This window comes from Methylobacterium sp., from assembly GCF_028290105.1.
Lineage (GTDB): Bacteria > Pseudomonadota > Alphaproteobacteria > Rhizobiales > Beijerinckiaceae > Methylobacterium.
The window spans coordinates 1-9,841 of the sequence record NZ_JAQGKL010000190.1; the positions used below are offsets into that span (position 1 = coordinate 1).

A 9,841-nucleotide genomic window follows, 5' to 3' on the forward strand; every position below is an offset into this window, starting at 1 on the left:
GGCCCGCACAGGTAGTAGGTCGCCTCGCCCGTCGGCGTGGCGTCGCCGAGGGTCCCGGCGGTGATCAATCCGGCGGCGTCGTAATCGCGGCCGAACACGTCCGCCGGCTCGGGCGCCGCATAGACGGTGGTCAGGTGCACGTTCGGAGCGCGCGCCGCGAGGTCGCGGACATGGTCCCGCAACGCGTGGACGCGGCCGTTGAGAGCACCGTGGACGAACCAGACCGGCCGCCCGGAGCGGCTCTCGACCAGCGCCTCCAGCATGCTGACCATCGGCGTCTGCCCGACGCCGCCGCTGACGAGGACCACCGGACCCGTGCCGTCCTCCAGCACGAAGTCGCCCGCCGGCGGTGCAAGCTTGATCTCGGCACCGGGGCCAGCCGATTCGTGCAGCCAGTTCGAGACGATCCCGGACGGACTTCCGGCAGCGGCCTCCCGCTTGACGGTGATGCGGTAGGCCCTGTCGCTCGGCGCGCAGGAGATCGAGTAGTTCCGCTTCAGGACGCCCTGCCCAGGCAGGTCCAGCCGCAGGCCGAGATACTGTCCGGGCACATGCCGAGCCACGGGGCCGCCATCGCGCGGGACAAGCACGAAAGATCGGATGATCTCGCTTTCCTGGACCACCGATTCGACCACGAAGTCGCGCCAGCCGTTCCAGCCCCCCGGCCGGTGCGCGAGGTCCCGGTAGATCGTGGCCTCGCGGCCGATCAGGATGTTGGCGAGGAGCCAATACGCCTCGCCCCAGGCCGCGCAGATCTCGGCGGTGGCGGCATCGCCAAGCACGTCCTGGATCGCCCCGAGCAGGGCCTCGCCCACGGCGGGATAATGCTCCGGTAGGATGTTCAAGGTCACGTGCTTCTGGGCGATGCGCTCGACGGCACCGCCCATTGCCCCGAGGTCGTCGATGTGGCGCGAATAGGCGAGGACCGCCAGCGCCAGAGCCTTCGGTTGGGCTCCCGTCGCGCCGTGATGGGATTGATTGAACAGGTCCCGCATCGCGGGATCGCGAAACAGGCGCTCGTACATCCGGCTGGTGATCGCGAGGCCATGGGCCTCGAGGGCCGGGACGGTCGCCTTGATCAGGGCGATGGTGGAGGGCGTCAGGGTTGCGGACACGAATCACTCCAAAGGTTCATTCACGGTGCATGTTTTAACCCAGGCGCCTTCAATGATACAAGTGCAATGAACCTTTTCATCCAGGAGCGGCGATGCGGCTCACCCGCTACACCGACTACGCGCTGCGGACCTTGATCTACCTCGCCCTCCACGAACCAGAGATGAGTTCGATCGGGGGGATCGCCCGGGCCTACGGCATCTCGGAAAGCCACCTGACCAAGGTGGTGCATCAGCTCGGGCGCCTCGGCCTGGTCCGGACCCTGCGCGGACGGGGGGGCGGCCTGCGCCTCGGCAGGCCCGCGGCCGAGATCGTCGTCGGCGCCGTGGTGCGTGAGACCGAGGAAGACCTCGCCCTGGTGGAGTGCTTTGCGGGCGGGGCCTGCACGATCACCGCGCCCTGCCGCCTGAGGGGCGTGCTCGGGGAGGCGCTCGCCGCCTTTCTGTCGGTCCTCGACCGCTACACGCTGGCGGACCTCGTCGGCCACGGCTCGGCGCCCGACCTGGCGCGGCTCCTGGGGCTTTCGACAGACGGGGAGCGGCCGTACATTCCCTGAGGCGGCGTCAGCCTTGGTCCCGCAATTGCCGCCGGATGATCTTGCCCGTCGTCGTCATCGGCAGATCGTCGCGAAACGCGATCTCGCGCGGATATTCGTGGGCCGAGAGGCGGGTGCGCACGAAGGCCTGGATCTCGGCGGCAAGTTCGTCCGAGGCGGTAAAGCCCGGACGCAGGACGACGAAGGCCTTCACGATCTCGGTGCGTAAGGGGTCCGGCTTGCCCACGGCGGCGGCGAGCGCCACGGCCGGGTGGCAGGCGAGGCAATCCTCGATCTCGGTGGGGCCGATGCGATAGGCTGCCGAGGTGATGAGGTCGTCCTCACGCCCGACGAAATGGACGTAACCGTCCGCGTCGCGCCGGGCCGTGTCGCCCGTGAGCATCCAGTCGCCCGAGAATTTCTTTTCCGTCGCCTCCGGCTGGTTCCAGTAGCGCAGGAACATCACCGGATCGGGCCGGGCAACGGCGATCTCGCCGGGCTCGTCGGTGGCGGCCTCGCTGCCGTCGGGCCGCAGGATCGCGACCCGGTGCCCCGGCACGGGGCGACCGGTCGAGCCCGCCCGCGCCACGCCGGAGGCGGGACAGGCGGCGAGCACGAGGTTGCACTCGGTCTGGCCATAGGCCTCGCCGATGGTGAGGCCGAGTTCGTGCCGGGCCCATTCGAAGGTCTCGGGGCCAAGTGCCTCGCCGGCGGAGGCGATGTTGCGCAGCCGCGAGAGATCGAAGCGCCGGCGCGGATCGGCGACGCCCCGCAGCATCCGCAGGGCGGTGGGCGGCAGGAACGCGGTGGTGATCGCCCGCTCGGCGATGAGGCGCAAGGCCGCTTCCGGCTCGAACCGGAAGGCCGGGCAGGCCACCACCGGCACGCCGAGGCGCAGGCTCGGCAGCGTCGCGTTGAGGAGGCCGCCGGCCCAGGCCCAGTCCGAGGGCGTCCACATCCGGTCGCCGGCACGCGGGGGAAAGTCGTGCATCATCAGAAAGCCCGGCAGGTGCCCGAGCAGCACCCGGTGGGCGTGGAGCGCCCCCTTGGCCGGGCCGGTGGTGCCGGAGGTGTAGATCATCAGGGCCGGGTCGTCGGCCCCCGTGTCGACGGCGGTGAAGCCCTCCGTGGCAGCGGCGGTGAGTTCCGCTAGGCTGACGGCGCCGTCCGCCGCGCCGTCGACGCAGATCACGAGGCCGAGATCCGGTAGGTCGGCGCGGATGGTCGCGAGTTTCGCGCAGCCCGCCGCGTCGGTGACGAGCACCCGCGCGCCGGCATCACCGAGCCGGTAGCGTAGGGCATCCGGCCCGAACAGGCCGGCGAGCGGCAGCGCGATCGCCCCGAGCTTGTAGGCGGCCGCGTGCGCGATCACCACGGTGGCGGATTGCGGCAGCAGCACACCGATCCGGTCGCCGGGGCCGATCCCGCGTGCCCTCAGGCCGGCGGCGAGCCGGTCCGAGTGCAGGCGCAACTGACCGAAGGTGACCGGCGTGACCGTGTCTCCGACGACCTCCTGGATCGCGACGCGGTCGGGCTCGCGCGCGGCCCAGCGGTCGCAGACATCGACACCGATGTTGTAGCGGTCCGGAATGTCCCAGGAGAAGCCGGCGAGAAGGCCGGCATAGTCGGCGGCAGGCCTCAGCACCGGCGCGGTCTCAGGCTTCACGGGCCTTGAAGCGGCCGGCGAACGCGAAATCCGCGATCGGACGGCGGCCGTTGGGCACCTCCTTGGCGCGCTGCTCCTCGGTGAGGCCGGCGGGATCGGCCACCCGGCCGATCCCGTAGGCGGCCTCGACCTGATGGTCGGCGGGCACGTCGAGCACGGTGACGGCGCGCTCCTTGTCGAACCCGCCCATGCCGTGCACGTGCCAGCCCTGGCGGATCGCCTGGAGTTGGAAGTTCGCGGACGCCGCGCCGGCATCGAGGGAATGGCTCGCCGAGGGCTTCAGGCCGTCGGAGGACTTCATGAGCTTGCTGGAGACGAGGATGACGAGGGCGCCGCAGCCTTCCGCCCACTTGCGGTTGGCCGGCACCAGCAGGTCGAGGAAGGTCTGCCAGTCCGGCGTGTCGCGCAGGGCGTAGACGAAGCGCCAGGGCTGCGAGTTGTAGGAGGACGGCGCCCAGCGGGCGGCCTCGAACATGCGCAACAGTTCCGCCTCCGGCACGGCCTCGCCGGTAAAGGCGCGGGGTGACCAGCGCTCGGTGAACAGCGGATCGATGGCGTGGTCGGGCTGGCGCGGGTTCGAGACGGTCACGGGCAGGCTCCAAGGGCAATCGGCGCGGGGCGATCGAAGGGCCAAGACGCCTCGGGAGCGCAGGGCCGTTCTCGCTGCCCCGTTCCTTCGCGAAGGCCGTGCCCGCGGCAAGTCCCGGGCACGTCACGATCGCGCGCAGCCATGCACGAGGTTGGGCCCGCGAGGCAATTGGCCATTCGGCCCCGCCGGGCCGCCGGGATCGGGTCCCGCCGCCCGACGCAGGCGCGACGTTCGCCTCAGTCGACGACCTTGGCGGTCGGGCGATCGTTTCCTTGCGCCGTTTCGTCGTGCCAGTCCCCCTTGCCGTCCTGGTAGCGGATGCCCTCGGTGGAGCCCGGCACCTGCTGCTCGGCGGCGGCGGCTTGCGCGGCCTGCAGGGCTTCGTCGTGGCTGGGATACGTCTCGGAGAAGACGTCGCCGACCTTGTAGGCGTAGCCGCCATCGTGCTCGACGATGCGATAGGTGACCTCGGACATCGTGACTTCCTTCTCGGACGCATGGACCTCTGTGGGAGGGCGAACCCGGCGCGGTCGGGGAGGTTCCGCTCAGTGGCGGGTCGGCTCGGCCCAGGTCAGGTTGGCGACGGCGGCCTCGCAGCCCGCGATCAGGGAGCCGCGCACATCCACGGGATCGTAGCCCGGCCCGTCCGGAAAACCGACGCGGTGCACGGTGTCGCTGTCCTCGCGGCGGATGCGGGCGACCCAGCCCTCCGGCGCCCGCTCGAACGCGACCTCGAAGGCGGCGCCCGCCAGTTCGAACCGATGACTGTCCATGTGTCCGTCTCCCGTGCGTCCGCATGCCGACGCCTCGCCGGATGTGGGGCGTTGGGGTATCGCAGCGGAAGACCCCATCCACGTCCGCGATCCCGCCAGGAGCCGCATGCACCCGTTCCCCCTTGCCCTTTTGTTGATCCTGCTCGTCGCGGCGGGCGAAGCGCGCGCCGAGTTCACCCTGTTCGGTAGCGCAGAGCGCACGCCCGCCAACCCCTTCGCGTCGAACTACGCCTCGCCGCCGGTGCGCGGGTCGGCGGAGCGGTCCCGTCGCCCCCGCCGCGCGCACCAACCGGCACCACGGCCCCCGCGCGACATCCCGCGCTGAGACCTCAAGCGGCGGGCAGCGCGTTGGCGATGGCCGTGACGATGCGCGGATCGCTCGGCTCGACGGGGGACGGGAAGGCGCCGATCAGGCTGCCGTCCCGGTCGATCAGATACTTGTGAAAGTTCCAGTTCGGCGTGTTGCCGGGCTTCTCGGCGGCGGCCCAGCGATAGAACGGGTGGGCGGCGGGGCCGCGCACATGGGTCTTGGCCGTGACCGGGAAGGTCACGCCGTGGTTCTTGCGGGCCGCCTCCGCGATGGCGAGCCCGTCGAGGGGCTCCTGATTTCCGAAATCGGGCGAGGGCACCGCGATGACGGTGAGGCCGCGCTCGCCGAACCGGGTCCACAGGGCCTGGAGGCCGGTGAACTGCCCGGCATAGCCGCAGGCGGTGGCGGTGTTGACGATGAGGATGGGACGGCCCGCATAGGCCTCGAGCGGCAGGGTGCCGCCCTCCGGTTTCTCGAAGCTGAAGGCCCCGGCCCGGATGTCGCCCGCGCGCGCGGGCCGAAGCCCGGACGCGATGACCCCGCCGATGCCCCCGGCGATGACCGCGAGGGCCTGCCGGCGGGCGACACCGCGCGCCGGATGCGACGGGTTTGAAGACAGGAACCTCGAAGGAGGAAACTTCGACATGGCGCAACTCCCCGGCGGACAAGCGGTCGAGTCCGCCGGTCCTGATGCGGGGAATCTATCGCAGCGCTCGCAATCGTCCATCACCCGCCCCGTTTCGCGGGAACCTTTCGCGAGGCGTCAGCTTGAGCGTGTGCCAACACGGACACCTCTTCGGCCCTCGGCTCGACCTTCGGAAAGACTTCGCCCATGCGCAGCCTGTTGCTCGGCACGACCCTCCTCGTGGCGGGAACCGCCCTCGCCTTCGCCCAGACGACGGACGCTCCGGCGCCCGCCCCGTCGGCCCCGGTCCAGGCCGCGCCCGCGACGCTCGCCAACGACCTGCGCCCGACCTTCGTGGTGCAGAACAAGAGTGACATGGTCACCTCGAAGCTCGTCGGCCTGACCATCCAGAATGCCGCGAACGAGACCATCGGCGAGATCGCCGACGTGGTGCTCGACGAGAAGAACACGGTGAAGTCCTGGGTGGTCGGGGTCGGCGGCTTTCTCGGCATCGGCACCAAGTACGTCGCCGTGGATCCGAGCGCCCTCAAGCTCGCCCGCGTGGACGACGCCACCCTGAAGGCGACGATCGACACCAACAAGGATCAACTCCGCGCCGCGCCGGAATACATCTATCTCGGCAAGGCCAAGACGAACGCCGATGCCAAATCTGGGGATGCCAAGCCTGCAGATGCCAAACCCGCCGACGCACCGAAGGCGCAGTAAGCGGCCTCCAAGCCTTTTCCGTCGAGATTCAGAACCTCGAAGCCTTCGACCTTATGTCGGAGGCTTCGTTGTTTTCGAACCGAGCGGAAGCAAATCATCGGCTTTGTGCCACGGACGCGGACATGCTCGGCACAGATGGTAGGGCAGCGCGCGAGCAGGGCCGGTTCGGCCTTCAAACAAGCGTGATGCGAGCCGGCGATCGCGGCCACGAAGGACGGCGGGACACGTGGCCGTCAGGCGGTGTTGCGCAGGGCGTCCCGAACCGTGCTCGCGACCTTGTCGATACGCCGGACGGCGATCAGGCCGCTGCGCTCGTCGAGACCATCGCCCTCGAGGATTTCGTCGAGCAACGAAGCGCTCGTGTCGTCGCTCCCGACGGATTCGAGGTCGCTGGCAAAGACGATCCGCAGATCCGGGCGCAGGGCGCGCGCTTCCTGCACCAGCTTCTGGCAGCAGAGTTCGCCCTGAAGGCTGACATCCGTCACGAGGACGTCCACCGGCAGGCCGAGGGCGAGCACCGTCATCGCATCGACGCCGCAATCCACGGTCGTGGCGGAATAGCCGGCCCGGCGGATCTGCGAGGAGACTTCATCGCGCCAATGCTTCTGCCGGCCGGCGATGAGGACCTGGACGCCGTAGGCGCCACCGGGTGAGGTTGGTCGTTCCATAGTCGAGACTCCCCACTCGCGCCTGGACATCCGTGCCGACCATCCTCGTCAACTGTGCGTCGCAGCATGCTATGTCACGTCTGCTTCGACGCACAAGCCCTTTACGGCGTCTCGACGCGCCGGTGATGCGATGGCGAGGCCAGCCAAGGTATTTTCGCACCGGGCAGTCTCGCGCTTTCAACCTCGGCGGCGGGCCAAACCCGTGATGCGACAGGGATTTGACGCGGGACATGGTTGACGCGGGCTGCGCGGGCGGGGCAACACCGCCGTCGCCGCGCCACCGACGCAGCGGCGGACAGCCGGAGCCGTGAACCCCATGTCATCCGCCAAGAGCCCGCCCTCCGCCAAGAGCCCGCCCGTCTCGCCGCTCGCGCCCAAGGTCCAGCCGGATCTGCCGCCGATTCGTGGCGTCGGGCTCGCCACCGCACAGGCGGGCATCCGTTATTCCGGCCGCACGGACGTGCTCTATGTGGCCTTGGCCGAGGGCACCGAGGCCGCCGGGGTGTTCACCCGCTCGAAATGCCCCTCCGCGCCCGTCGATTGGTGCCGCGAGGCGCTGGGCAGCGCGGGCGCTCGGGCGCTCGTGGTGAATTCCGGCAACGCCAACGCCTTCACGGGCCTGCGCGGACGCGAGGCCGTGGCGCTGACCGCCGAGATCGCCGCCAAGGCGGCTTCGTGCCGTCCGCACGACATCTTCATCGCCTCGACGGGTGTGATCGGCGAGCCCCTCGACGCGACCAAGTTCCAAGGCGTGCTCGCCGATTGCGCGGACCGGACCGAGGACGGCGCGCCGGCCTGGGCCGCGGCCGCGCAGGCGATCATGACCACCGACACCTTCCCGAAGCTCGCCACGCGCCGGGCCACGATCGATGGCGTTCCGGTGACGATCAACGGCATCGCCAAGGGTGCGGGCATGATTGCGCCCGACATGGCGACGATGCTGAGCTTCGCCTTCACGGATGCGTCCCTGCCCCAACCGGTGCTGCAGGCGCTGCTCAGCGCCGGCACGGCCAAGAGCTTCAACTGCGTGACGGTGGACGGCGACACCTCGACCTCCGATACCCTGCTGCTGTTCGCCACTGGAGCGGCCGGCAACGCCGCGATCACCGAGGCCGGTGATCCGCGCCTGGCCGAGTTCCGGGCCGCCCTCGACGACCTCCTCGTCGAGCTTGCGCAACTCGTCGCGAAGGATGGCGAGGGCGCGCGCAAGTTCGTCACGGTGCAGGTCACGGGCGCCACCAGCGACGCCTCCGCGCATCGCATCGCGATGTCCATCGCGAACTCGCCCCTGGTGAAGACCGCGATCGCCGGCGAGGACGCCAATTGGGGACGCGTGGTGATGGCGGTGGGCAAGGCCGGCGAGCCGGCCGACCGCGACCGCCTCGCGATCTGGTTCGGCGACGTGCGAGTGGCCCGCGAGGGCGCCCGTGACCCGGATTACAGCGAGGACGCGGCCAGCGCCGTGATGCGCGAATCCGACGTCACGGTACGGGTCGATCTCGGCCTCGGGGCTGGCACGGCCCGGGTCTGGACCTGCGACCTGACCAAGCTCTACATCGAGATCAACGGGGATTACCGCTCGTGAGGCGCGGGCCGGCGGCGCTCCTCGGGCTCTCCCTGCTTCTGGGCTCGCTGTCCGTGGCCCACGCGGACGAGCATGCGGCGTCGGGCGAAGGGCGGATCAGCGTCGTCGGGCGGGCGCGCTCGGAATCAGCCCCGGATTTCGCCGCCGTCGAGATCGGCGTCGAGGCCAAGGGCGCGACGCCGGCGGCCGCCCTCGATGCCGCCAGTGCTGCGGTTAGAGCGGTCCTCACGCTGGCCGCCGAGTTCAAGGTACCGGAAGCGGATCTCCGCACCTCGGCGGTGACGCTGCAACCGGTCACGCGCTCGATCCGCCAGCCGGACGGCAGCTTCGCCGAGAAGCCCGACGGCTACAGGGCCACCAACAGCGTGCGGGTTCGACTCTCCGACATGGCGCGCCTCGGCGACCTCATGCGCCGGGCGCTCGATGGGGGCGCGAACCGCATCGACGGTGTCGGCTTCGGCCTGCGCGATCCCGAGGCGGCGGAAGCCGCCATGCGGGGCGCGGCGATGAAGGATGCGCGGGCGCAGGCCGAGCAACTGGCGCAGGCGGCCGGGGTCAACCTCGGGCGCGTGGTCTCCATCCAGTCACCGGCTACCGGCACTGCCCCGCCGATGGCCTTCGCGGCGCCCGCGCCGATGCGGGCCAAGCGCGGCGGAACGCCGGTGCCGCTGGTCGCCGGCACCATCGAGACCGGCGCAGAGGTCTCGGCGACCTTCGCGATCGCCCCATGAACGAGCCTTCGGTTCCCCTGCGCATCCTCCTCGTGGTCGCCGTCGCCCTGGTGGATGCGGATGGGCGCGTCCTCCTCGCGCAGCGCCCGCCGGGCAAGCAGCTCGCGGGCCTGTGGGAGTTTCCCGGCGGCAAGGTCGATCCGGGCGAGCGACCGGAGGAGACCCTGATCCGCGAACTCGCGGAGGAACTCGGCATCACGGTACTGGAGGCCTGCCTCGCCCCCCTCACCTTCGCGAGCCACGCCTATCTGGACTTCCACTTGCTGATGCCGCTCTACGTCTGCCGGCGCTGGGAGGGACTGCCGCGCTCCATGGAGGGACAGGCCCTGAAATGGGTGCGCCCGCGCGACCTCAAGGACCAGCCGATGCCGCCGGCCGACGCGCCGCTGATTCCATTCTTGCTGGACCTGCTCGGACCCTGATCTATGGGGCGCCGGACGGTCCGGCCGAGGTTTTTCCGTGTCGGGGGAAGCGGAGCATGGCGCGTAAGGCAGCGGCGACCCCGAAGGCCCCCGGCGCG

13 protein-coding genes are annotated in these 9,841 nt (G+C 70.3%); 6 read left to right on the top strand and 7 right to left on the bottom strand.

All coding sequences use genetic code 11. From position 1 onward, the window contains the following. The coding region (gene hmpA / locus JWQ05_RS13780) for an NO-inducible flavohemoprotein (RefSeq protein WP_299659173.1) at positions 1-1,115 on the bottom strand (1,115 nt) is incomplete at its 3' end. Positions 1,116-1,207: 92 nt separating this feature from the next. Between hmpA and JWQ05_RS13785 the strand changes: the two genes are divergently transcribed. Then, positions 1,208-1,669 carry an Rrf2 family transcriptional regulator gene (locus tag JWQ05_RS13785; RefSeq protein WP_299659175.1) on the top strand — a complete coding sequence of 154 codons (462 nt, stop codon included), beginning with the start codon at positions 1,208-1,210 and terminating at the stop codon, positions 1,667-1,669. 7 nt (positions 1,670-1,676) lie between these two features. Here the strand turns inward: JWQ05_RS13785 and JWQ05_RS13790 are convergent, their stop codons facing one another. The 4 genes from JWQ05_RS13790 to JWQ05_RS13805 form a co-directional block, all read right to left on the bottom strand. Then, entirely contained in the window at positions 1,677-3,293 is a 1,617-nt protein-coding gene (locus JWQ05_RS13790) for an AMP-binding protein (RefSeq protein ID WP_299659178.1), read from the bottom strand. 10 nt (positions 3,294-3,303) lie between these two features. After that, positions 3,304-3,903, bottom strand: coding sequence for a nitroreductase family protein (locus tag JWQ05_RS13795; protein WP_299659180.1), 600 nt, complete (start codon positions 3,901-3,903; stop codon positions 3,304-3,306). Between the two features lie 236 nt (positions 3,904-4,139). Continuing rightward, positions 4,140-4,379, bottom strand: coding sequence for a hypothetical protein (locus JWQ05_RS13800; RefSeq protein ID WP_299659183.1), 240 nt, complete (start codon positions 4,377-4,379; stop codon positions 4,140-4,142). A gap of 69 nt (positions 4,380-4,448) precedes the next feature. Further along, positions 4,449-4,676: a hypothetical protein gene (locus JWQ05_RS13805; protein ID WP_299659186.1), complete on the bottom strand. Its 228-nt coding sequence runs from the start codon at positions 4,674-4,676 to the stop codon at positions 4,449-4,451. A gap of 106 nt (positions 4,677-4,782) precedes the next feature. Between JWQ05_RS13805 and JWQ05_RS13810 the strand changes: the two genes are divergently transcribed. Beyond that, a complete protein-coding gene (locus tag JWQ05_RS13810; RefSeq protein ID WP_299659189.1) occupies positions 4,783-5,001 on the top strand; it encodes a hypothetical protein in 219 nt (72 codons plus the stop codon). A 4-nt stretch (positions 5,002-5,005) separates the two neighbouring features. Here the strand turns inward: JWQ05_RS13810 and JWQ05_RS13815 are convergent, their stop codons facing one another. Next, positions 5,006-5,632, bottom strand: coding sequence for a glutathione peroxidase (locus tag JWQ05_RS13815; RefSeq protein ID WP_299659191.1), 627 nt, complete (start codon positions 5,630-5,632; stop codon positions 5,006-5,008). Between the two features lie 186 nt (positions 5,633-5,818). On the opposite strand from JWQ05_RS13815, the gene JWQ05_RS13820 reads away from it, so the two are divergent. Further along, on the top strand, positions 5,819-6,337 hold the full coding sequence (locus JWQ05_RS13820) for a PRC-barrel domain-containing protein (RefSeq protein WP_299659194.1): 519 nt from the start codon (positions 5,819-5,821) through the stop codon (positions 6,335-6,337). Between the two features lie 233 nt (positions 6,338-6,570). Here JWQ05_RS13820 and JWQ05_RS13825 read toward each other — a convergent pair whose 3' ends face one another. After that, the gene (locus tag JWQ05_RS13825; protein WP_299659196.1) at positions 6,571-7,005 is read right to left on the bottom strand and encodes a histidine kinase; all 435 of its coding nucleotides are present in this window, start codon (positions 7,003-7,005) and stop codon (positions 6,571-6,573) included. A gap of 316 nt (positions 7,006-7,321) precedes the next feature. On the opposite strand from JWQ05_RS13825, the gene argJ reads away from it, so the two are divergent. Genes argJ through JWQ05_RS13840 form a run of 3 tightly spaced genes read left to right on the top strand, consistent with a single transcriptional unit; the run spans position 7,322 to position 9,743 of the window. After that, a complete protein-coding gene (gene argJ, locus JWQ05_RS13830) occupies positions 7,322-8,590 on the top strand; it encodes a bifunctional glutamate N-acetyltransferase/amino-acid acetyltransferase ArgJ (protein WP_299659199.1) in 1,269 nt (422 codons plus the stop codon). A gap of 32 nt (positions 8,591-8,622) precedes the next feature. Further along, positions 8,623-9,321 (top strand): SIMPL domain-containing protein, encoded by a 699-nt coding sequence (locus tag JWQ05_RS13835; protein ID WP_299659204.1) that lies wholly within the window; start codon positions 8,623-8,625, stop codon positions 9,319-9,321. Next, positions 9,318-9,743 (top strand): (deoxy)nucleoside triphosphate pyrophosphohydrolase, encoded by a 426-nt coding sequence (locus JWQ05_RS13840; protein WP_299659201.1) that lies wholly within the window; start codon positions 9,318-9,320, stop codon positions 9,741-9,743. The genes JWQ05_RS13835 and JWQ05_RS13840 overlap by 4 nt, the downstream gene beginning before the upstream one ends. The last annotated feature ends 98 nt before the right edge of the window (positions 9,744-9,841 follow it).

What these genes read in the sequence shown, in the direction of transcription:
- JWQ05_RS13810 (WP_299659189.1), top strand. Translation starts at nt 4,783, where the DNA reads ATGCACCCGTTCCCCCTTGCCCTTTTGTTGATCCTGCTCGTCGCGGCG.
- argJ (WP_299659199.1), top strand. Translation starts at nt 7,322, where the DNA reads ATGTCATCCGCCAAGAGCCCGCCCTCCGCCAAGAGCCCGCCCGTCTCG.
- JWQ05_RS13815 (WP_299659191.1), bottom strand. Translation starts at nt 5,632, where the DNA reads ATGTCGAAGTTTCCTCCTTCGAGGTTCCTGTCTTCAAACCCGTCGCAT.
- JWQ05_RS13840 (WP_299659201.1), top strand. Translation starts at nt 9,318, where the DNA reads ATGAACGAGCCTTCGGTTCCCCTGCGCATCCTCCTCGTGGTCGCCGTC.
- JWQ05_RS13805 (WP_299659186.1), bottom strand. Translation starts at nt 4,676, where the DNA reads ATGGACAGTCATCGGTTCGAACTGGCGGGCGCCGCCTTCGAGGTCGCG.
- JWQ05_RS13825 (WP_299659196.1), bottom strand. Translation starts at nt 7,005, where the DNA reads ATGGAACGACCAACCTCACCCGGTGGCGCCTACGGCGTCCAGGTCCTC.
- JWQ05_RS13820 (WP_299659194.1), top strand. Translation starts at nt 5,819, where the DNA reads ATGCGCAGCCTGTTGCTCGGCACGACCCTCCTCGTGGCGGGAACCGCC.
- JWQ05_RS13785 (WP_299659175.1), top strand. Translation starts at nt 1,208, where the DNA reads ATGCGGCTCACCCGCTACACCGACTACGCGCTGCGGACCTTGATCTAC.
- JWQ05_RS13800 (WP_299659183.1), bottom strand. Translation starts at nt 4,379, where the DNA reads ATGTCCGAGGTCACCTATCGCATCGTCGAGCACGATGGCGGCTACGCC.